The sequence below is a fragment of the Mycobacterium sp. 94-17 genome (assembly GCF_035617725.1).
GTDB lineage: Bacteria > Actinomycetota > Actinomycetes > Mycobacteriales > Mycobacteriaceae > Mycobacterium.
Genome location: NZ_JAPIYN010000030.1, coordinates 37,079 through 58,304, shown reverse-complemented (window position 1 = coordinate 58,304; position 21,226 = coordinate 37,079). Strand labels below are relative to the sequence as shown.

Annotated in this window: 21 protein-coding genes; 11 read left to right on the top strand and 10 right to left on the bottom strand. The window is 63.3% G+C overall.

All coding sequences use genetic code 11. The features are described 5' to 3' along the window. Positions 1-78: 78 nt before the first annotated feature. Positions 79-1,569, top strand: coding sequence for an aldehyde dehydrogenase family protein (locus OQ789_RS24500; RefSeq protein ID WP_324688817.1), 1,491 nt, complete (start codon positions 79-81; stop codon positions 1,567-1,569). A gap of 110 nt (positions 1,570-1,679) precedes the next feature. Next, a complete protein-coding gene (locus OQ789_RS24495; protein WP_324688815.1) occupies positions 1,680-2,291 on the top strand; it encodes a TetR/AcrR family transcriptional regulator in 612 nt (203 codons plus the stop codon). Positions 2,292-2,603: 312 nt separating this feature from the next. Here the strand turns inward: OQ789_RS24495 and OQ789_RS24490 are convergent, their stop codons facing one another. The 3 genes from OQ789_RS24490 to OQ789_RS24480 all read right to left on the bottom strand — a co-directional run bounded on the left by OQ789_RS24490 (position 2,604) and on the right by OQ789_RS24480 (position 6,023). Continuing rightward, positions 2,604-3,914, bottom strand: a complete 1,311-nt coding sequence (locus tag OQ789_RS24490) for a cytochrome P450 (RefSeq protein ID WP_324688813.1) — start codon at positions 3,912-3,914, stop codon at positions 2,604-2,606. A 64-nt stretch (positions 3,915-3,978) separates the two neighbouring features. After that, entirely contained in the window at positions 3,979-5,259 is a 1,281-nt protein-coding gene (locus OQ789_RS24485) for a DUF427 domain-containing protein (protein WP_324688811.1), read from the bottom strand. A gap of 11 nt (positions 5,260-5,270) precedes the next feature. After that, positions 5,271-6,023, bottom strand: a complete 753-nt coding sequence (locus OQ789_RS24480; RefSeq protein ID WP_324688809.1) for an SDR family oxidoreductase — start codon at positions 6,021-6,023, stop codon at positions 5,271-5,273. A 100-nt stretch (positions 6,024-6,123) separates the two neighbouring features. Here OQ789_RS24480 and OQ789_RS24475 point away from each other — a divergent pair, with 100 nt between their 5' ends. Further along, entirely contained in the window at positions 6,124-6,933 is an 810-nt protein-coding gene (locus tag OQ789_RS24475; protein WP_324688807.1) for an SDR family NAD(P)-dependent oxidoreductase, read from the top strand. An 11-nt stretch (positions 6,934-6,944) separates the two neighbouring features. Here OQ789_RS24475 and OQ789_RS24470 read toward each other — a convergent pair whose 3' ends face one another. The 7 genes from OQ789_RS24470 to OQ789_RS24440 form a co-directional block, all read right to left on the bottom strand. Next, positions 6,945-8,120 (bottom strand): acyl-CoA dehydrogenase family protein, encoded by a 1,176-nt coding sequence (locus OQ789_RS24470; RefSeq protein WP_420716197.1) that lies wholly within the window; start codon positions 8,118-8,120, stop codon positions 6,945-6,947. Next, positions 8,074-8,727: a nuclear transport factor 2 family protein gene (locus OQ789_RS24465; RefSeq protein ID WP_324688804.1), complete on the bottom strand. Its 654-nt coding sequence runs from the start codon at positions 8,725-8,727 to the stop codon at positions 8,074-8,076. Before OQ789_RS24465 ends, OQ789_RS24470 begins: the two co-directional genes overlap by 47 nt. Then, complete coding sequence (locus OQ789_RS24460) at positions 8,724-10,364, bottom strand: class I adenylate-forming enzyme family protein (protein WP_324688802.1); 1,641 nt, start codon at positions 10,362-10,364, stop codon at positions 8,724-8,726. The genes OQ789_RS24465 and OQ789_RS24460 overlap by 4 nt, the downstream gene beginning before the upstream one ends. Positions 10,365-10,371: 7 nt before the next feature. Then, positions 10,372-11,139 carry an enoyl-CoA hydratase-related protein gene (locus OQ789_RS24455; RefSeq protein WP_324688800.1) on the bottom strand — a complete coding sequence of 256 codons (768 nt, stop codon included), beginning with the start codon at positions 11,137-11,139 and terminating at the stop codon, positions 10,372-10,374. Between the two features lie 69 nt (positions 11,140-11,208). Next, positions 11,209-11,958, bottom strand: a complete 750-nt coding sequence (locus OQ789_RS24450) for an SDR family oxidoreductase (protein WP_324688798.1) — start codon at positions 11,956-11,958, stop codon at positions 11,209-11,211. Next, entirely contained in the window at positions 11,948-12,571 is a 624-nt protein-coding gene (locus OQ789_RS24445; RefSeq protein WP_324688796.1) for a TetR/AcrR family transcriptional regulator, read from the bottom strand. Before OQ789_RS24445 ends, OQ789_RS24450 begins: the two co-directional genes overlap by 11 nt. After that, complete coding sequence (locus OQ789_RS24440; protein ID WP_324688794.1) at positions 12,571-13,398, bottom strand: MaoC/PaaZ C-terminal domain-containing protein; 828 nt, start codon at positions 13,396-13,398, stop codon at positions 12,571-12,573. The genes OQ789_RS24445 and OQ789_RS24440 overlap by 1 nt, the downstream gene beginning before the upstream one ends. Before the next feature lie 96 nt (positions 13,399-13,494). Between OQ789_RS24440 and OQ789_RS24435 the strand changes: the two genes are divergently transcribed. The 8 genes from OQ789_RS24435 to OQ789_RS24400 all read left to right on the top strand — a co-directional run bounded on the left by OQ789_RS24435 (position 13,495) and on the right by OQ789_RS24400 (position 21,204). Further along, a complete protein-coding gene (locus OQ789_RS24435) occupies positions 13,495-14,568 on the top strand; it encodes an LLM class flavin-dependent oxidoreductase (RefSeq protein WP_324688792.1) in 1,074 nt (357 codons plus the stop codon). Beyond that, positions 14,565-16,058, top strand: coding sequence for a fatty acid--CoA ligase family protein (locus OQ789_RS24430; RefSeq protein WP_324688790.1), 1,494 nt, complete (start codon positions 14,565-14,567; stop codon positions 16,056-16,058). The genes OQ789_RS24435 and OQ789_RS24430 overlap by 4 nt, the downstream gene beginning before the upstream one ends. Beyond that, positions 16,055-17,245: an acetyl-CoA acetyltransferase gene (locus OQ789_RS24425; protein ID WP_324688788.1), complete on the top strand. Its 1,191-nt coding sequence runs from the start codon at positions 16,055-16,057 to the stop codon at positions 17,243-17,245. The genes OQ789_RS24430 and OQ789_RS24425 overlap by 4 nt, the downstream gene beginning before the upstream one ends. Next, entirely contained in the window at positions 17,242-17,637 is a 396-nt protein-coding gene (locus OQ789_RS24420) for a Zn-ribbon domain-containing OB-fold protein (protein ID WP_324688786.1), read from the top strand. Before OQ789_RS24425 ends, OQ789_RS24420 begins: the two co-directional genes overlap by 4 nt. Continuing rightward, positions 17,638-18,018 carry a nuclear transport factor 2 family protein gene (locus OQ789_RS24415; protein ID WP_324688784.1) on the top strand — a complete coding sequence of 127 codons (381 nt, stop codon included), beginning with the start codon at positions 17,638-17,640 and terminating at the stop codon, positions 18,016-18,018. A gap of 86 nt (positions 18,019-18,104) precedes the next feature. Further along, complete coding sequence (locus tag OQ789_RS24410; RefSeq protein WP_324688782.1) at positions 18,105-20,126, top strand: dehydrogenase E1 component subunit alpha/beta; 2,022 nt, start codon at positions 18,105-18,107, stop codon at positions 20,124-20,126. After that, a complete protein-coding gene (locus OQ789_RS24405; RefSeq protein WP_420716196.1) occupies positions 20,123-20,356 on the top strand; it encodes a lipoyl domain-containing protein in 234 nt (77 codons plus the stop codon). The genes OQ789_RS24410 and OQ789_RS24405 overlap by 4 nt, the downstream gene beginning before the upstream one ends. Next, positions 20,353-21,204, top strand: a complete 852-nt coding sequence (locus tag OQ789_RS24400; RefSeq protein ID WP_324688780.1) for an enoyl-CoA hydratase/isomerase family protein — start codon at positions 20,353-20,355, stop codon at positions 21,202-21,204. Before OQ789_RS24405 ends, OQ789_RS24400 begins: the two co-directional genes overlap by 4 nt. The last annotated feature ends 22 nt before the right edge of the window (positions 21,205-21,226 follow it).

Here is a 21,226-nt window from a genome sequence, read left to right as displayed (position 1 = left end):
CCGATCCCCTCGTGTGCAGTCACAGGCGCTCGTCCATGATGCTACATAGATACATGATATGTATAGTTGTTTACTATAATGGATGCGATCTCCGTGTTACCAAACTTGTCCACGGCAGCGCTGCCGCCGGCGCGGTTATTCATCAATGGCTCGTGGGCAGATGGGGATGCGGAGCCGATCGCCCACATCCATCCAGCATCCGGTGAAAAAATCTTCGACGCGCCCAACGCCGGTAGGCCCTCGGTCGACGCCGCGGTGACTGCGGCGCGCGCCGCCTTTGATGGCGGCTCGTGGCCGCGACTGATGGGTCGTGATCGAGCGCGTTATCTCCGCAAAATCGCCGACCTGATCCGAGCCGATGCCGACAACCTCAATGCCCTACTCTCGCTGGATAATTCGACTCCGAGCTCATTCGTGGGCTTCTACCAGATGGGCGCCGAATATCCGGCCGACGTCTTTGAATCCTATGCCGGCTGGGTGGACAAAGTGACCGGCGAAACCTACCCACAGTGGGAGCCAACTCAGCCGCTCACATTCACCACCCACGAACCGGTCGGCGTGGCAGGGGTCATTACTCCGTGGAATGCCCCGATGAGCCTCTTCGCCCAGAAGGTTGCCCCCGCGCTGGCCGCCGGCTGCACGGTGGTGGCCAAACCCTCGGAGTTGTCCCCGCTTGTAAGCCTGAGAATCGCGGAATTGATCGCCGAATCCGATCTTCCGGCCGGCGTTTTCAACGTACTCTCCGGTCGAGGCGATCCGGCCGGCACCGCGTTAGTCGAGGATCCCCGCGTGGACAAGGTGTCATTCACCGGCAGCAGGGCCGTGGGCGGGGCCATCGCATCCACCGCCGGGGCCCGAATCGCCCGGGTCGCGCTGGAGCTGGGCGGAAAAAGCCCGGCGCTGATCTTTCCTGACGCCGATATCGGCATGGCCGTCGGGATGATCGCCGGCAATGCGTTTTTGGGACTGTCGGGCCAGGTATGCGTTTGCCAGTCACGTGTCCTGGTACACCGTGATGTCTACGACGAGGTGGTCGCTACGCTCGTCGGATTCGCGTCGGCAGCGACATTTGGCAATCCGTTCGACCCGGGCGTCTCGGCAGCCCCGATGATCAGCACGCAACATATGGAACGCGTATTGGGGCACATCGAAGCTGCGATCAAGAACGGTGTTCAGGTGGCGACCGGCGGCGGCCGCGCGGACGGTGCGCCGTCTAGTGGCAACTTTGTGGCGCCGACAGTGCTGGTGGATGTCGACAACTCGATGGCCGTGGCGCAAAACGAAATCTTCGGGCCGGTGTTGTGCGTGATCAAGTTCGACGACGAAGAGGAGGCCATACGGCTGGCGAATGACACCCCGTACGGTTTGGCAGCCGCGGTTTACACCCGCGACGTGACTCGGGCGGTGCGGGTTAGCCGCGCCATCCGGGCGGGAAACGTCGGTGTGAACACGTGGACATTGCAGGCGCATGCCCCGTTCGGCGGCATGAAGCAGTCGGGGCTGGGCCGCGAGAATGGCCGTGCCGGCATCTTGGAGTACCTCGACACCAAAACCACTTTCCTCGGCTGACACCGGGAGTACAAAAGTGACGCCGCGGACGTCGAGCTGTAACAGCGCGACATCGAGTGTCAAGTAGCATAAGGACAACAAGTGTGGCGATCAGGCACCTAAGGAGTGAGATGTCGACTGCCCGAGCCGCTAGCGAAGTTGAGACCGCCGACGAGTTCGATCGGCGCGAACAGATTCTGGATGCCGCCAACGAATGCTTCACACAGTTGGGTATCCAGCGCACAAGCGTTCAAGACGTGGCGCGGATGGCCAGGGTCTCTCGAGGCACGATCTATCGCTACTTCGTCGACCGCGATGTGCTCATTGAGGCCGCCATCGAGCATGGGGCTCAACGCTTCTACAGCGAAGTCGCAGTCGCAATGGAAAACAGATCCACCCTCGCCGAGCAGCTCGGCGCGATGGCCGAGACACACGCGACAATCTTGCTCGACCACCGCACACGCAACCGATTGATGGCCGATGATGCCGAGTTGATGCGCCACATGATCGCCGACGGCGACGCCGCCGTCAGGCGTACAACGAAGTTCTTGGAGCCGTATGTGCGCGATGCGCAAAAGCGAGGCGAGGTGGGTGCCCGGCTCGATGTCACCGCCGCCAGCGAGTGGCTGGCCCGTATCGTTTATTCCTTCTCGACGGTCAATCAAGGCCTGAGCTTCGACATGGCGAAGCCTGAAACGGTACGCAAGTATGTCGAGAAGTTTGCGATCAACGGCCTACGGTAAGACGGGCGCGGACGCGGTTTCCTGATAGATAGCACACGTATCCGACGGCGAGTGACCTCGGATAGCTGCGCGTCAAGGGGTCCGCCGTGATCAAACCGAGTGCCGTCTCGAAGCCCCCCATTGTGCAAGTTTAAAGTCGCGGCCGCTCGGGGAACGCCAGCTGGTTAACTGGATCGAAGCGGAAATGCGAAGTGCACCAAGGCGACGGGTGCAACGGCCAGGCCTACAACGAGCCGGCGATGCTCATTGACTTGATCGCGGGACGTCAACCAAAGCACCTCTTCGGCAACATGTTTCGTAAAGACACGCGCGTCACGCGGGCGTTAGCCGGACGGGCAGCCGCGTAGGACCGCGGAGCGAACTGTTGGTCGACCACGTTGTTTCTCCGTCCAAGTTGATCGCGGAGACGTTCTGGACCAGTTCGCGCAGAACGGCCTGGGCTTCCAGTCGGGCAAGCGGAGCCCCTAGACACATGTGTGCTCCATAGCCAAATGCGACATGCATGCGCGGATTGCGATCGGCGCGAAATTCGTCAGGACTGTCGTACACCAAGGGGTCGCGGTTGGCCGCACCGAACGAGAGCATGACACGCGAACCGTTGGGGATCGTGACGTCGCCAACCGTGTAGTCGGCGACGGTGTACCGGTAAAGATTCTGGATCGGAGTGGAGAACCGCAGCTGCTCTTCGACAGCCATGGGGATAAGGTCGGGGTTCTCGCGAATCAACTCGTACTGTCCAGGATTGCGCGCCAGCGTGTCGAACATGCCGCCCAGCAGGTTGGTTGTCGTCTCGTTGCCCGCTATCAGCAATAGCAACGCGATGAAGAACAGGTCGTCGTCGCTCATCGCACCGTCAGTATTCGCGTCGACCAGTCGCCCGAGTGCCGTGTTGGAACCCTTCATCCCTCCGGCGGCGAACTGATCCATGAAGTAACGCCGCAAAGCCATCACTGCGGCCGTAGCTTTGATCGACCTTTTCGCGGCTTCGACATTCGGCTCGAAGTCGAGGATGCGGATAGCCGCTTCCGACCATTGCCGGAAGCGGTCGACATCCGCGTCAGGAATGCCGAGAACGTGGGCGATCATCCTGATCGGCATCGGAACGGCAAGCTTCTGCACTGCGTCGCAACCCGGGTTTTTCAGCACGTCGGCGACGAGATCGCGGGCGAGTCCGTCGATCATCAGGGTCCAGTTGTCAAGCGCGCGCTTGGTAAATGCCGGCTGCACCTTCCTGCGAAGTTGTGAATGTTGCTCACCGTCGGTCATCACAAGTACGGGCATGGAGAACTTCATGCGGGTGACGCCCTGCGTGCTGTTGATCTTGTCCGTATCCGTTAGCGCCGCACGGACATCGGCGTGCCTAGCGAGGATCCAGGTCTTCCGCTTCGGGCTGTAGTGAACTCGGCCGGTGGAGTGCAGCATCCGGTAAGCGCCGTACGGCTGCGCTGAGATGGAGGGATCCAACGGGTCATAATCGGTGATGTGAGCCCCGATGTAGGCATTGACGTCGAGATGTCGCACCCGGACCGCATCAGCAAGGCCGAGCCCTGCCGAAACTATCAAAGGCTTGATGACCGATCCGGCGGCCCGGGCATGACGGGAGACAGCGTCTGTCGCGGCCATGCCGTAATAGTACACTAAGACAGCTGTTGTTCTTCTGTTCTGTCGCCAGACTTTGGCAAAACCATCACATCGCCGTCCGACTGTCATGGCCCATCCGGTCCGGAGCAGCCGCGAAATCGCGGACCATCGCCTGGACCGTGTATGAGGCCGCCAAACGGCCCTCGCGCGTGAAGACGCGGCCGTCGCCTTGCACCAAACCGCGTCCGGACCAGAAGGCGTGATTGGCATAGAGGAGCCAGTCAGTGACGTCAACATCATCATGAAAGGCAATGGTGGCCTTCATGATTCCCGTCGAAATGGTTACATGTGCGCGGGCCTCACCCAGACCTCGGTGCGGCAGCATACCCGCGGCAATGCTCCAATGCGTCGTCGACTGCGCCAGCAGTGCAGCCTGCAAATACGGCTCCGGTGGTGCGTCACGAAATCGGACCCATGCATTGATGACCGGAGGCCCAACGCGATCAGGGTCTGGGTCGTACGCCCCATCGACCACCCGGATGTCACGGCCGGTCATCCCAAAGCCCGCAAATGGCACCGCAACATCCGGTCCCGGGACCTCCGGCATCTGTTCAACATCGCGCATCACATCTCCGGCCCCAGAGTCCGCCAAGACGACACCTGCACTACGAAGCACGCCATGCTGGCTCACCCGCACCTCGGCCGAGGAGAAAGTTCTGCCCCGACGCAGCACGTCGACGTCAACATCGACGGGAGCCTCGAATGACGCCGCCTTGACGAAAATCATCGATGCCGACGTGACTCGCTGGCCCGGAAACACTTTCGAGGCCGCCACGATAGCCTCGCCCAAGAGTTGTCCGCCTTCGACGACATTGCGACGAGTTGGTCCATGAGCAGGCCCGATGAAACGGCCGTCGCCTGACTCCTGGACGTCGATAAGCCTGCGTAGTTCATCGGCGTCGCCCCAGACCGGAAAGGTTGCTGGAATAGTGGAGCCGTCGGGCCAGACTTCGACGACGACCACACGAAGGAGCTCGTGGTAGAAGGAAACGTGTCCCGCGATCGCGGCGACTTCCGGCAATGGGGTGGGGTATGTCCAGACCACGTCGCGGATGGCCGGCTCGGCACCGGTCAGTGTCCAATAAGTCGCGCGTCCCTTGAATGGGCACACGGTGCTGTGCTCCGACGGCACAAAGAGTTCCCAATGCACGTCAGACATCGGGAAGTAGAGCCGGTCGTCGTGGTCGGTCTCGCTGACCAGCAGGCAGTGTTCGCTCTCAGCCAGCAGCACATCGCCGAACCAGACCTGGCCACGGTATGGGCATGGAGTCGCCTCGATGCGGTAGTCCGGATGGTCGGGCCACGCCGACTTGACTTGCGCCGTCATTGGGTCCTCACTCACGCCGTCTGGACTCCGCGTATGGATGAGGGTGGACGCAGGACAAGCTGTTCGAGCCCAACGATGGGACAGCTCAACGCACTAGCAAAAGCTCCGGCCAGTACGTCGGCCACGTCGTCCGGCGACATCATGGTCTCCTGCAACAAACCGCGCGCGATCCAGTCCGGAACGACGGCACCTAGTAGATCAGGGTCGAAAGCAGCCGTGAACTCCGTCGGCACAGTTCCACCCACGGTTACGCAGCAGAACCGGACGGCCGGGTGCTCAGTGCGCCAAGCGTTGAGGCTTTCCGAAAGCGCGGCTTTGCTCGAGGAGTAGGCACCCAGCGCGGTCCGCGGTTGACCGACCGTTTCGGACGACAGCGCGCTCACGATCGCGGCCGGCGCCAGCACCGGCAGGCAGGATCTGATCACCTGATGCACGCTAACAACATTGGTCTGCATCACGTCGAGCCAGTCCGCCCCAGAGGTCTCCGCGAACCTGCGTAAGGGGGCGTACCCCACCGAGATGAAAAGTAAGTCCAGGCCACCCAGGCGATCGTGGACAACGTCGGCTATCCGAGCGCAATCGTCCGCGTCTCGGACATCCGCGGTCACGGCCGTGCCGCAGCCGGCCTCAGCGGCGACTTCGCCCAGGCGGTCCCGTCGGCGCGCCGCGATGAGCAGGTCCGCTCCTTCTTTGCCTGCACGCACTGCGAACGCGCGCCCGATTCCCGCCGAGGCGCCTATCACGGCGACGCGTTTTCCGGCCAACGTCCGTTCACTCATCTGCTGCCTTTGATCGTCGACCCAGCTTGGGTATGGGGAACAATAGTACATATATTGTCTAGTTGAATCAGAGAAAGGATGCGCAGTGGATCTCGGCATCACGGACCGCAACTTCATCGTGATCGGGGGCAGCACCGGGATGGGGTTCGCCGCCGCCGAACAACTCGCGGCCAACGGCGGCAATGTCGCGCTGCTGGCCCGCGACGGCGATCGCGCCCGGGATCGTGCACACCGGCTGACCACTGAGTATGGGGTACGCGCGATCGGCATCTCGGTCGATGCTGCTGCCGCCGGCGACGGCATCGATCGCGCCGTCGACCAGGCGGCCGAGAACCTCGGTCCGCTGCGAGGCCTCGCGGTCACCGCCGGACCGATGAACCAGCAGGGCCCGTTTCTCGAGCACGGCGACGAGTCCTGGGACTGGTATTACCAGCTGATTCTGATGGGCACGGTCCGCTCCTGCCGCGCCGTGATACCGCATCTGCAACGCAACGGCGGCGGGACGATCGTGACGACGGCCGCGTACTCTGTACGGGCACCCAAGATTCTCATTCCGCCGTACAACGCGCTCAAGGCCGCCGTGCTGACGCTATCGAAGATACTGGCCAAAACGCACGGACCCGACGGCATCAGGGTGAACACCGTGTGCCCGGGGCTGTTCGATACCGAAGTGAACGACTTCGTCCGCGCCCGACGCGCAGCCGAATATGCTGTGCCCCTAGAGGATGCGATCTATACGCATTTGGCGAGCAATCCGGACTGGAATATGCGCGTCGCTCTGGGCCGGGGCGGAAGGCCGGCCGAAGCAGGCGAGCTGATCGCGTTCCTACTCGGTGAAAGGGCAGCCTTCATGACGGGTGCGGCCATCAACATCGATGGCGGCACCGATTTCTGAGCTTCCCTGCATCAGAGCCCGATCCGGTCGGCCAGCAGGCCGCGGTGGAAGGTGGCGTCACCCAGCAGGTGTCCCGAGGACCGTGCTCGCTTGAAGTACAAATGCGCCGGATGCTCCCAGGTGAACCCGATCCCTCCGTGAATCTGGACGTTGGCCGTCGCGGCGTGCACGTATGCATCCGAACTGTGGGCCTTGGCCAACGACGCCGCGGCGGGTAATTCCTCCGCCAGTTCGGCGGCCGCGCCCACGGCGTAATAGGCTGCACCTCGCGCACATTCGATGTCGAGAAAGACATCGGCGCACTTGTGCCGGATAGCTTGGAACGATCCGATGGGCTTACCGAATTGTCTGCGCGCCTTGGCATAATCGACGGCCATCTCGAGGCAGCGCTGCGCCCCACCGATCTGCTCGGCGGCCAGCGCGGCAGAGCCCAGCGCAAAGACACGCATCAGCAACGGCCATGCCTCGCCGTCACGACCGACCAAAGTCGCCGGGGCATTGTTGAATTCGATGCGGGCCTGCTTGCGGGTCTGATCCAATGTCGACAGCGGCCGGCGCGTGACTCGATCGAACTCATCGACCGCAAACAGAGATATCCCCGCTCCGGTCCGGGCGACCACCAACAGCACACCGGCGCTGCACCCGTCAAGCACATAAGACTTGGCCCCGTTCAGAACCCACTCGCCACCCGCGTCGTGAGCTTGCAGATCGATTGCACCGGATTCCCAGCGGCCCGACGCTTCGGTGACCGCCAGCGTCGCCAGGGTGGCACCGGAGGCGATACCCGGCAGGTAGCGCTTCTGGGCAGCGTCGTCGCCACAGTGCAGAAGTACGTTGGCCGCCAGTACGATGGACGCGAAATAGGGTGCGGGAAGCAGTGCTCTGCCCATTTCCTCAACGACGATGCCGAGTTCGACGAACGTGAAACCCTGGCCGCCGAATTTCTCGGGGATGGCCAGTCCGGTCAGCCCGAGCTGGTCGGATAGCTGACCCCACACCGCCGGGTCATAACCTTGCGGAGATTCCATTTGTCTGCGCACCTGCGCCTCATCGGCCTTGCCCGCCAAAAAAGAACGCACAGTGTGACGGAGTTCGAGTTGTTCGTCGGTGAGATTGAAACCGGTTGCGGTGCTTGCCACGTCAGGGTGCCTCAGTCGCGCGACCCGTGGGGCTGACTCGCGGCACATCGTCGCCCCGGCGCAACGTACGCAGCCACTCACCGACACCCGCGGGTGCCGGAACTGGTGCATCGAAACGCCCTGGATCGGCGGCCCAGAACGACGCCCATGAGGGGAACGCATCATGGAATGTGCCGTCGTGGTGTTCGACCCCTGGCCAGCGGAGTTTGTTGGCGCCGACGGGAGGGTCCGTGATGTCGCTTTGAAACCAGAAAAGTGGTGTGCGGCGCACAAAGTACCAATGCCCGTTGCGGCGCTGATAGCTGTCGAGGTAAGCCAACAGCTCGATGACCCACGTCGACTCGGTCTCCAAATCGTTGCGCGAGTACACCAGTCCGCTGGCGTGGTCCGCGTCATGGACATCGATCACGTGGCCGAGGACGCCGTGGGCACTGCCCAACAGCGACCGACGGATCTCCGCGTCGTACCACTGTCGCAGCGCGGCACGTCCCTGGCGCTTGCCCGGTACGCCGACATCATCAACAAAAAGGTTTGCCAGAGCGTCGAAGTCGCGCATGTCCAGTGCTACGGCATATTTGGCGGCCAGTTGCCGGATCTCGTCGAGGGCCTCCAGCCGTGCGACACGCGTGGCGAGGTCCGCCGATTGCTCGGTCACGCCAGCTCTCCCGCCGTGAGCAGCTTGACCAACAGATTCTTGTCAATCTTGTTGGTGGTGGTGTAAGGCAGCGCATCGGCGTCAGACAGGATCGTCCACCGCTTCGGAACCTTATAGGCGGCAAGTTCATTTCGACAGGCGGCGATGAGCTCCTGCTGCGACACTTGCCGCGCCTCGTCGAGCACAACGACCGCGCAGACCAGCGCTCCCTTGTCGGTGTCCGGAACACCGACAACGTAAGCGACCCGCACTCCGTCGACCAGTCCGAGCACTGCTTCGATCTCGACGGGCGCGACGTTGGCTCCCGCGGTCTTGATCATGTCGTCGATGCGCCCCGTGAAGTACAGGTGACCGTCGTCGTCTCGGTATCCGGCATCCTTGGTGTGATACCAGCCGTCGGCGTCGAACAGCTCGCCGCGCTGCCGGCCGACCATCCCGCGCATCATTGCCACACCGCGGACGCAGATCTCCCCCGCGACGCCGTCGGGCACGTCGACGCCGAATTCGTCGACTATCCGGTGCTCGTATCCGGGTGCGGACACACCGAGCGATCCCCGTTTACTCTGGGGCACCGATTCGTGGGGCGGCCACCATGTGTGCGAACTGCAAGTCTCCGTCATCCCGAGCTGAGTCACCCGCAGCGAGGGGTCGGCTGCGCGTAGATCAGGTCGCAAGAGTGCCTGGTGGTATCCGGCACGCAGGCACGACAGATCCGTCGATGCGAAATCCGGGTGATTCGTCAATGCCGGTCCGATATGAGGGAAACCTGTTGCATAAGTTGCCCGTTCGGACTCAAGCAGGCGCAGTACGTCGCCGGGCTCGAACCGGTGCTCGGTTAAGATCGTCACCCCTGTCTGCATTGGCCCCAGGAGACCGAAGACGAGGCCGCCCACCCAGAAGAACGCCATGGGAACGTAGACCCGGTCGCATGGTTTCCACTCGTGCTGCGTGGCGATGAACCGAGAGTGTGTGATCGCAGTGGCATGCGTGTGGATGATCCCTTTGGGATCTGATGTACTGCCCGACGTGTAGATAACGACCAAGTCGTCCGCGCCGCGAACGGTCGATTCACACGCTCGCAGGAGCGCCTGCGGTACCGGTCGCGGCCACGTGCTCGGCCAGGTTCGGTCGGTGTTACCGAGTGGAAAAACGTTGCGCAGCTGCGGGAGTCGCTCAACGACCAAGTGTCCATCGAAGATGGGAAACCCTTTGGCGGTTTCGGCGACTCGTGCCAGCATGTCCTTGCCCAGCATGCTGTCGACCGACAGCAGCGTGTGGATGTCGGCGTCGCGCAGCACCCAGCGCAGTTCCTGCGGCTGGAAAAAGGTGTTGATGGGCACCGCCACCGCGCCGATGCGGGTGGCGGCAAGAAATCCGACGGCGAAGTCGGGACCATTGGGCGCCATGATCCCGACACGCACTCCTTTGGTGACCCCTGCCGCGATCAGCCGACGGGCCATCTCTGCGGACTGAGCATCGGCCTGCGCGTAAGTGATCCGCTCGACAGTTCCTCCCCCGACCGAAGAGACGACGAAGTCGTTGTCTCCATAGTCCGAGACCAGGCCGCTCAGCATCGCCGAAACCACCGGCGCGTATGGCAGCGGGTCGTAAGCGAATCTCCGCACGGACCCGCTCATACCAGACTCACTCCACCACCCACTGAGGTTCGCGCTTTTCAGCGAACGCCAGCATCCCTTCCCGGTAGTCGGGGTGTGTCAGCTGGTGTTGCAACACGTACCGGTAGGCGACGTCATTAGCCGCGTGCAGCCCCACGTCCAGGCTGGTCCACATGGCCTTGATCGACGCCTGGACCGTCGCCGGTGAAAGTTTCGCGATATCCAGTGCGATCTCCCGCGCCCGTTGCTGCAGCTGAACCGCGGGCACGACCTCGTTGATCAATCCAATCTCATAGCCTCGTTGCGCGCTGATGCGGCCTTGCTTGGTCATCAATCCCAGTTGCATGACCATCGACAGCGGCATTCTTCGCAGTAGAACGGCGGGTTCCAGCGCGAAGACGTTGCCGACCTTCAGATGCGTGTCGATCAGCTCCGCGTGTTCGGCCGCGATGATCAGGTCGGCGTCGGCGACCTGATGTAGTCCGCCTCCGACGACCATCCCGTTGAGGGCGCAGATGACCGGCTTCCACACGTTGTGGTGCAGCCGCGAGCCCGGGACCTTGTTGCGGATGCCGCCCTCAGCGGTGGCCCGGATGTCCTGGCCCGCAGAGAATGCCCGATCGCCGGCCCCGGTGATGATGGCAACCCGGATGTTCGGATCATCACGAACACGTCCCCAGGCGATGCCCAGTTCGGTCCGGGTCAGGTCATCGGTGGCGTTGAGCCGTTCCGGACGGTTGATCGTGATCGTGGCGATGTGCTCACTGACCTCGAACAGGATCCTCTTGAGCTCCACGACATCCCCTGGCATCGTTCCGTAGCAACTAAACACTGTAGCAGATATTGTCTTACCGTCCCGTCTTGTTCATGGCATCCATTGTCCACCCGACACCGAAATCAGCTGTCCGGTGATGTGTTTGGCGGCCGGCGAACACAAGAATGCGACGGTAGTCGAGACATCACCAGGGTCACCGATTCGTCCCGTCAGCGTCGTCGAACGCATCTGCTGCAGCTCGCCTTCGCTCTTGCGGCTCAGCAACCAAGGGGTCGCCGTGGTCCCTACCACCACCGTGTTGACGCGGACACCGTGCTCGCCCAACTGGACGGCCATTGCCCGGCTCAGCCCCTCCACACCCGCCTTGGCCGCCGCATACGCCGGCGGCCCGGTCCGCACTCCGTGTGCCGATACCGAACTGATGTTCACGATCGCTCCATCCCGTCGCGCCACCATCTGGCGAGCGGCAACCTGTGACATCACGAACGTGCCCTTGAGGTTGACGTCGACGATGCGATCCCAGTCCTCGTCGGTCTGGTCGAGAAAAGAGCCGGGCAGGGTCATCCCGGCGTTGTTGACCAATGCGCGAACCGCCCCGTGGGCATCGGCCAAATCGCTCAGAGCATGCTCGACCGCGTCACGATCGGTGATGGAGATGAGGACGGGGATAAGTAGACCTTGCCGAGCTGCGTCCGAATCACCAATCTTTTCAATCGCTTTGGCATTCACGTCGATGGCGGCCACCCGGTGGCCAGTGGATATCAACTCGGTGACGATGGCTGCACCGATACCGCGCCCGCCGCCGGTGACGATCGCGAGCGGATGCGACTCAGCCGACACGCCGACCGCCTCTGCTGCCGGCGGTGTGCTCGATCGCGGCGATGGAGGGCCGCACCAGCTGCACGGACTCGTCCATCAATTCCAGCAGATTGCCCAGACCTCCGCCGCCCACCCAAACATCGATGGCCGCGCGATTGGCGCTGTTGATCAGCGTCGCGGCCAGCCGGGGCCGTACGTCTGAGTCCACATCCGTGTTCAGCCACCGCGCGACTTCCGTCGTGAGCTGATCGATCCAATCTTCGTTTATCCGAAGCATCGTCGCGCGTAGGGCCGGCACGCTGTGGTACATCCTGGCGCGGGCGAGGAAAATCTCGGGTTGTTCGACGATTGCCAGCGCTACCGCTGACGAGGTCTCGGCGAGCGCTTCCCACAACGAGTCCGACTGAGCGGCGCGGAACCGCCTCGTGGCTTCCTGCAGCCGGTCGGCATAGCCGTCGAACAAGATGTCGTCCTTGGTGGCGAAGTGATGGAAAAACGTGCGAGGCGCCACGCCCGCAGCCGTGGAGATCTCTTCGAGAGTGGTCTCCTCGTAGCCGCGGGCCGTGAACAGCTCGATCGCCGCATGAATCAGAGCCTGCCGGGTGCGCACTCCCCTTGCCCGTCGTTGATCCATCAAAAGCCTCCCAGCGTCGCCTGGCCCGAACTCAACGCGACGACATTGCCCTGCAACGTCCGGAACCGCACGGCATCGCCCATCCGCCACATCTCGGTACGAATCGGGGCCCCGAGTCGCACCGGCTTGGCGAATCGGCAGCTCAGGGACCTCAACGATTGCGGCTCTCCCTGACCGGCCTTGTTGATCACCGCCCTGGCCGCGAATCCTAGGGTGCACAATCCGTGCAAGAACACGTCGTCGAAGCCGAACTTGCGCGCCGCCGCAGGGTCAATGTGGAGCTGGTTGCGGTCGCCGGACAGTCGGTAGATCGCGGCCTGTTCCGGCCGGATCGTATCGTCGGACACGTCATCCGGCTGGCCGTCCGGGTCCGGGTCGGCCGCGGGTCCGCGCTGGCCGCCAAAGCCGCCGGCACCGAGGACCATAGTCTGAGATCGGGCGATGAACACGGGGCCTGCCGCATCGGCGCCGCGGCTGGTCACTTCGACGGCACCGTGCTTGCCCTTGTCCCACACCGCCGAAACCTGGGCCGCGACGCTGAGTTCCCCGTTCGAACCGATCGGCCTGAGCAACTCGAGCGACTGCGCCGCGTGCACGATCGGATATGCGCCCAGGCCTAGCACGCTGCGCAGGTCCTTGACGGCCCACCAGTTGGCGATGAGCGCAAACGTCGGAAGTACCGCGGGACCGCACGCCTCGTTGAGCAACGCCAGCTCCGCCGGCGGACGCGCGCCAACCCCCAGCGCGTACAGAATCACATCGGTTTGATCCCACTGAAAGGTCGTCGGCCTCAGCGCTATTCCGACCACGGAGTCGGATAGGACCACGGCACCTCCTCGACTAAACGAATTGACGATATCTGTTCTATCGTGCAATATAGTGGCAGTTACTGCAACTAGTTTATGCGGACGGGAAGGACCGACATGAAGTTCGGCGTGTTCATCCTTGGCGACAAGCCCAACCACCTCAGCGGGCAGGAGGTACTGGCCAACGTGCTGCAGGAGGCGCGCTGGGCAGAAGAACTCGGCTATGACGAGGTCTGGCTGGCCGAGCACCACTTCTCGCCATACGGCATGCTCCCGGACCTGCCCCAGGTCGCCACCGCGATCGCCGCGCAAACGGAGCGCATTCGCATCGGAACCGCATGCATGGTCGCGCCCTTTCATGATCCGATCCAGTTGGCCGAACGTATCGCCATGGTCGACGTGGTGTCGGGCGGACGGTTCGACGCCGGCTTCGGCCGCGGCTACCAGGCGCACGAGTTCAAAGGCTTCGGCATCTCGATGGACGAGGCAACTGGCCGCTACCAGGAGTGTGTGGAGATCGTCAACCGCCTCCTGACCGAAGAAAATGTCAGCTATCAGGGCAAGTACTTCGACCTCGAGGACGTCACCATTTACCCGCGGCCCGCACAGCAGACGATTCCGGTGTGGGGCACTGTGATGAAGACACCGTCGAGCTTCGAGTGGCTCGCCGAGAAGGGCTTCGGCGCGATAATCGGCAACCCCTACCAGGTGGATCCGGATCTACAAGGAGCCTTGGACATTTACTTGGACGTGCAGGCGAAAAAGGGGCTCGAGGCGGCGACCGGGAACGTCTGGGCGCTGCTCAACGCGTTCTGCCACCAGGACGACGCTTTCGCCCGCAGCTATCCGCGTGAGAGTGTCGAGCTGTCTATCCAGACCCACCGCAAGTATTCCAACCCATTTGAACGTGGCGGTGAGATTCCGGCCGATTACAAGGCCTACTCGGATTGGTTCGACAAGCATGACAAGCAGAGCTACGAACAGGTGCTGAATTCACACCTGACACTGATGGGAGACCCCGACCGGATCGTGGAGAAGATGCGCACCGTCATCGACATGGGTTGGCGCAACATCATATTGCGGATGTCTCGGGGCGGCGCGATGGACCGCTCGAAGGTTTACGAGTCGATGAAACTATTCGCCCAAGAGGTGATCCCGGCGGCCTCCGAACTCGCGGCAGCAGCGGCTTGAGTCAGCATCTGGCCGAGCGTATCCGCGCGGTACTGGCGCTCGACCCGCAAGCACCTGCGATCGAGCACCAGGGCGTGTGGACCAATTGGCATGCACTGGCGGACATCGCTAAGGCAGTCGAAAGTCAGCTCACGGCGAGCGGTTTGGGCAGCGGGTGCCCCGTAGGATTGGTACTTCGCAATCATCCGGCGATTGTCGGCGCGATGCTTGGCGTGCTGCAAGCCGACGCTTGCATCGTCACGATCAATCCGTCCCATGGAGATGCCGGATTGGCATCCGATATCGGTGATCTGAGATGCCCTGTGCTGGTCGCACTGGACACCGACTGGCGGCGCCCCGGTGTCATGGAGGCCGCCGCCGGGTCGCTGGGACTGCAAGTCGGGACCGCCCCGGCGAGCGCAACAGTGGTGACCGGGCTGGAAAGGCCCGGAGCGGCTCCGTTCCGCGAAGTATCCGGCGGCATCGCCGTCGAGATGCTGACCAGCGGCACGACTGGCCCACCGAAGCGAGTGCCACTGGCCTACACCTCTTTCGAACGCACGATCAAAGCGGCAGGCGCGCACTATGGCTCCGTTGACGAGCAGGACACAAGACTGCGTTCGGGTGTCGCGATCGTCTCCGCACCGCTCGTCCATATGTCCGGCCTGTTTCGCACCCTGCTCAACATCTGCGAAGGCAGAAAGGTCGCGCTGATGGAGCGATTCCGGGTCGCAGAGTTCGTGGATCTGGTGGTACGACACCAGCCGCGTGCGGTGAGCCTGGTTCCCTCGGCGCTCGCTATGGTGCTCGATGCCGGGGTGCCGCCGGAGGTACTCGCCAGCGTCCAAGTGGTGACCTCGGGCACCGCGCATCTGCCCGCTGATCTCCAGGCCGCGTTCGAGGAGCGTTACGGCGTTGCGGTGCTGCCATCTTACGGCGCAACGGAATTCGCAGGTGGAGTGGCGGGTTGGAATCTCGCCCTGCACCGTCAGTGGGCGGATACCAAGCGTGGCAGCGTGGGACGGCCGCAGCAGGGTCGCGAGATCCGTGTGACATCCACGCACGACGGCACCGTGCTGCCCGCCGGGGCTCAGGGCCGCATCGAGGTGCGCACAGCCGGTGGGGACTGGGTGTCGACGACGGACCTCGGCCGTGTCGATGCCGATGGGTTTGTATTCGTCGATGGCCGCACGGACGATGTCATCGTCCGCGGGGGGTTCAAGATCACACCTGCCGACATCGTGGATGTCCTGCGCAGCCATCCTGCGGTCCGCGATGCCGGTGTCACCGGTCTGCCCGATGAACGACTCGGCCAATTGCCGGTCGCGGCGGTTGAATTGGCGGCCGACGCGGTGGCCACTCCGGAGGAGCTCTTGGCTTATGTGCGCGAGCGAATGAGCCGTTATCAGGTTCCGGTCCGACTGCTCGTGGTCGAGGAATTGCCTCGCACGCCTTCGCTCAAGGTGAGCCAGCCGGGACTGCGCAAGCTGTTCGAAGAGGTACATCAATGACATCCGCGACATCTCTGACAACCGACATCCGAGGTGCGGCCGCCATCGTCGGTGTGGCCGACGAGGTTTCACCGACTGGCGTCATCGATGTTCCATTGCGGGAGCTCGAGGCCCGGGTCATCACCACCGCACTGGCCGATGCGGGGTTGTCCCTGAGCGATGTCGACGGGCTGTGCACCTGCACCGGCGGCACCTTGATGCACTCGGTCGAGCTCGCCGAATACCTGGGAATAGCTCCGCGATTCACCGACGCGACGCAGACAGGGGGCTCGAGCTACGGTCTTTACGTCGAGCACGCGGCGGCGGCGATCGCGGCAGGTGCGGCAGAGACCGTGGTGATCGTCTATGCATCGACACCGCGGGCCGCGCGCAAACGCGGTGAAAAGGGCCTCGGCATCTTCGCGACTCCGGAGCGCCTGGAATGGGAGACGCCATTCGGGGTGATGCTCCCGATCAGTGCGTACGCGCTGGCAGCCAACCGCCACATGGCGACGTACGGGACCACCGCGACCCAGCTCGCTCAAATCGCCGTCGACACCCGACGCTGGGCGGCGATGAATCCTCGCGCGCACCTGCGCGAGGAGATCACCGTGGACGAAGTCCTGGAGTCGGGCTTCATCGCCGAGCCGCTACACAAGTTGGAGTGCTGCCTTGTCACCGACGGCGCGGCGGCGCTCGTGATCACCAGCGCCGAGCGTGCCCGAAACCTGGCCGGTCGCTCTGCCTTCGTACTTGGCGCCGCATCGGCGGCGTCTCACGCGATGATCTCCCAGATGCCAGATCTCACAGTCACTCCCGCCGCAGTCTCCGGTCCGGCGGCCTTCAAGGCCGCGCAGCTCAACCCGAGCGACATCGATGTGGTGCAGCTGTACGACTCGTTCACCATCACGGTGCTCCTGGCACTCGAAGACCTAGGCTTCTGCCCCAAGGGCGACGGCGGGCCATTCGTCGGCGACGGGGCGCTCGGTCCCGGCGGAATCCTGCCCGGTCAGACGACCGGCGGCGGCCTTGCCTACACCCATCCGGGGGCATTCGGCGCTTTTCTGCTTGTCGAGGCCACCCGGCAATTGCGTGGGGAATGCGCCGACCGTCAGGTGCCCGGCGCCCAGACTGCCGTGGCACACGGAACCGGTGGGGTGTTGTCGGCGACGTCCACGGTGATCCTGGGAACGGAGGCCACCCTGTGACTGAGACCCTGCCGGTGCCCCAACCCAGTGCCGTGTCAGCCCCTTTTTGGGAAGCAACTCGCCGACGTGAGTTGACAATTCAACGATGCGAAGCGTGTAGCCAGCTCGTCTGGTATCCGCGGTTTGTCTGCCCGCATTGTGGTGGGCAGGCACTGCGCTGGGAACGGCTCAGCGGAAACGGCACCGTGTACGCGGTCAGCGTGCATCACCGCGCGGCACTGCCGGCTCTGGCCGAAAGGGTGCCCTATTCGGTCGTGCTGGTGGATCTGGTCGAAGGAGTTCGACTGATGTCCAACGTTTTCGGCCCAGCTCCCTCAGTCGGCGACCGGGTTGTCGTGACCTGGGAACCACTCGACGACGGCCGCAACCTCCCGGTCTTCGAGGCCACGTGAGTGGCCCTGCAACTGACCCGCGAGGACTTGGTGATGAGACACATCGCCGCCGAGAATGCACGCGACTTGGACGCAGCGATGGCCACGTTCACCTATCCGCGTTACGAAATCATACCCACCGCAATGATTTTCGATGGCGACGAAGCCGTGCGCGCGATGCTACTTCAGCAGTGGGCGGAGCTGCCGTTGCTGCAGTATTCCGCTGCGGCCGTTTATCACGGCGACGACGGTTTGATAGTGGAGACAAGGACTACTGCACCGGGCACGCCCATCGACATGCTCAGCATCAATCTCTTCGGCTTCCGCGGCTCCGAACTCATCCTGGAGCGCTGCTACTTCGACCGAATGCTGCTGGCAGAGCAGCTGCAAACCATCCCGTGACACGACAGACACCAGATAGAACGATTGAACATATTTCGTCATATTGTAGACTCGTTGGCTAAAGCGGAGGTCGCGAAGGAGCAGTGATGGCTACACAGGTAGACGCCGAGATCCAGTCGCTGAGCAGCGATCGTGCCCTCGCTTTGTACCGCCTGATGAGCAAGGTCCACCACTGCGACAGGCGCGTCCGGAAGGGCCTCTCGTCCGGCGAGATTGCGATGAGCTACTGGCCCGTAGAGGGCCAGGAGGCCATGTCCGCGGGTGCGGGCCTGGCATTAATGGACACAGACCAACTGGTTACCACCTATCGCGGACTCGGTGACGTGGTGGCCAAGGGCATTGATCTGAGCGGCTACTTCGCCGAAATTCTCGGCAAGAGCACGGGTTTGTCCAAAGGCAAGGCCGGAGCGATGGGCATCTTCGACCCGGAGCACGGCGTCGCGTGGACCACCGGCATCGTCGGGGCGGGACCGCTGATCGCCAACGGCATCGCGTTGGCCGCAGCGCTGAAAGCCACCGGCCAGGTGGTATTGGTGAGCTTCGGCGATGGCGCAACGAGTATCGGCTACCTGCATGAGGCCCTGAACCTGGCGGCGCTGTGGTCGCTCCCCGTGATCTTCTTCTGTCAGAACAACGCATGGGCGGAATCCACGCCGGTGGCCGGCTACACACGCTCGGGGCGGCTCTCCGATCGCGCCGAGGGTTACTCGATGCCGGGGGCCACCGTCGATGGAAACGATCCGGTGGCGGTGTATGCCGCAGTGGCCGAGGCCGCAGAGCGCGCTCGGTCTGGCCACGGCCCAACCTTCATCGAGGCGGTCGGCTACCGCCTGCAAGGGCACTACTTCGGCGATCAGATGTCCTACGCCGACCCGGACGAGCTCGCGGCCCGCCGGGCCGACCCTCCTTTTGCGCGTTATCGCCGGCGCATCATCAACGGCGGCTCCGCCGCGGAGGACGAGCTCGACCGGATCGACGCAGACCTGGTCGCCGAGATCGACGCCGCCTTCTCGGCCGCCCGCGACGCGGATCCTCCCCCGGCAGACGAACTCACCCACGACGTGTTCGCGCGCGGCACGGAAATAGCCGTGCCGCCCGTCGGGCGCCGGGCCGCGGTGCCCGACGGTAAGACAGAAAGCCTGGGCCTGGTGCAGGCCATCAACCGCACCCTCGACCGCGCCATGGCGGCAGATGATTCGATCATCTTGTTGGGCGAAGACATCGCGGACGCCGCGGGCGGCGGCATGTTCAAGATCACCGCGGGGCTGTCCACCAAATACGGTGCCGCCCGGGTGCGTGACACACCGATCGCGGAGTCTTCGATCATCGGCGCCGCCATCGGTGCGTCGTTGGGCGGGCTGAGACCGGTGGCCGAACTGATGTTCATGGATTTCCTCGGTGTGGCAATGGATCAAATCGCCAACCACGCCGCGAAGATCCGATACATGTCCGGTGGTCGGCAGGGCGCGCCGATGGTCATCCGGGCAATGGTGGGCACCGGCGCCGGGCCGCAGCATTCCCAGGCTTTCGAGGCCTGGGCGATGCACACACCCGGTGTCAAGGTGGTGTGGCCCAGCACCGCCGCCGATGCGGTCGGTCTGCTCAATGCCTGTTTGGCGGACGACGATCCGTGCCTGTTTGTGGAATCGATGAAGCTGTACTACGGGGGCGGAAAGGGTCCCGTGCCTATCGCCGACTATGCGATCCCGTTGGGGCAGGCCGACATCAAACGCCCGGGCAATGACGTCACCATCTGCACCTACGGCACCGTGGTGCACACCGCGCTCGACGTGGCCGATCAACTGGATGCCGAGGGTGTTTCGGTCGAGGTTGTCGACCTGCGGACGTTGGTTCCGTTGGACCTGGCGACGGTCATCGATTCCGTCCGCAAGACCCGTCGTTTGGTGGTGGCCCACGAATCTGTTGGATTCTGTGGCCCGGGCGCCGAAATAGCTGCGGCCGTGGCAACCGAACTGTTCGGGGTATTGGTCAGCCCCATCCAACGGGTGGCGGGCAGTTATACGCCGGTGCCGCGCGCGGCCACCCTCGAGGCCGCCTGCCGGCCGGACGCTGCGCGACTCATCGAAGCCGTCAGGAGAATCGTGTGATCGAGGTACGGATGCCCAAACCGGGCGACGCGATCACCGAAGCGGAGTTGACCGAGCTCTACGTTGTGGACGGCGCTCACGTTGCCGAAGGTGATCCGCTGTACCAGATCGCTACTGACAAGGTGGAGATGGATATCGAGGCGCCGGCCAGCGGCGTCGTGGCCTGGAAGGTCGCCGTCGGCGAAACGTACAACGTCGGTGAGCTTCTCGCCGTGATTGACGACCAATGACAGCGCTACCGGAATCGATCGATGTCGATCTGGGCACCAGTGAACTCGTCGGTCGAATCGACGGCGACACCCTGACCGTCACCATCAATCGTCCCGAGAAGAAGAACGCCGTGACCGCCGACGGATACCACGGGATCAAGCGTGCTGCAATGATCGTCGCCGACGAGGCCCGGCTGAGCTTCCTGGTGCTGACCGGTACCGGCGACACGTTCTGCGCCGGCGGCGACATGAACGCCATCGGAAATCCGGACCGACGGTGGGACGCCTTCACCGAAGCCTATGACGGCACTCCCTTCGAAACTCTTGGAAGGATCCCGAAACTCGTCGTGTGTGCGGTCAACGGGATCGCGCTCGGTGGCGGCCTGGTGATGACGTTGTTCGCCGACTTGGTGGTTGCCTCCGATAAAGCTCGATTCCGGGTCCCGGACCTCACTCGCGGAGTCTACGAGGCATTCGTCGCCGCCCGCTTGCCGCAGCGGCTGGGCACGCTACGCGCCAATCATCTGATTTACGGCAATGATTGGATCGACGCACAGGAAGCCGAACGGCTCGGTCTGGTCGGCAAAGTTGTGCCACATGACTCGCTGACGTCTGAGGTCGACGCGCTGCTGGCACGCGTACGGAAAACGGGTCCAGTCGCTCGCGCTGCCGTCAAACGGGAGATGAGCCGTGCGCTGCCGCCCGTCGACGTCACGGGTTATTGGTCGTCGATCGGCACGACCGAACAGATCGAGGCCTTCACCGCCTTCCTGCAGAAGAGGTCACCTCAATGGCCGATGAGCCAAGACCGCGACGCATTCGTGCAGACGCGTCGACCGGAGTGGCTACCGGAACAACACGAGAGCTGACCTGAGGACTTTCCGCCGGTAC

Bases quoted from the DNA above. Each gene is read 5' to 3' on its own strand.
- OQ789_RS24500 (WP_324688817.1), top strand. From the start codon at position 79: ATGGATGCGATCTCCGTGTTACCAAACTTGTCCACGGCAGCGCTGCCG.
- OQ789_RS24495 (WP_324688815.1), top strand. From the start codon at position 1,680: ATGTCGACTGCCCGAGCCGCTAGCGAAGTTGAGACCGCCGACGAGTTC.
- OQ789_RS24490 (WP_324688813.1), bottom strand. From the start codon at position 3,914: ATGGCCGCGACAGACGCTGTCTCCCGTCATGCCCGGGCCGCCGGATCG.
- OQ789_RS24485 (WP_324688811.1), bottom strand. From the start codon at position 5,259: ATGACGGCGCAAGTCAAGTCGGCGTGGCCCGACCATCCGGACTACCGC.
- OQ789_RS24470 (WP_420716197.1), bottom strand. From the start codon at position 8,120: ATGTGCCGCGAGTCAGCCCCACGGGTCGCGCGACTGAGGCACCCTGAC.
- OQ789_RS24460 (WP_324688802.1), bottom strand. From the start codon at position 10,364: ATGAGCGGGTCCGTGCGGAGATTCGCTTACGACCCGCTGCCATACGCG.
- OQ789_RS24445 (WP_324688796.1), bottom strand. From the start codon at position 12,571: ATGGATCAACGACGGGCAAGGGGAGTGCGCACCCGGCAGGCTCTGATT.
- OQ789_RS24435 (WP_324688792.1), top strand. From the start codon at position 13,495: ATGAAGTTCGGCGTGTTCATCCTTGGCGACAAGCCCAACCACCTCAGC.
- OQ789_RS24425 (WP_324688788.1), top strand. From the start codon at position 16,055: ATGACATCCGCGACATCTCTGACAACCGACATCCGAGGTGCGGCCGCC.
- OQ789_RS24410 (WP_324688782.1), top strand. From the start codon at position 18,105: ATGGCTACACAGGTAGACGCCGAGATCCAGTCGCTGAGCAGCGATCGT.
- OQ789_RS24400 (WP_324688780.1), top strand. From the start codon at position 20,353: ATGACAGCGCTACCGGAATCGATCGATGTCGATCTGGGCACCAGTGAA.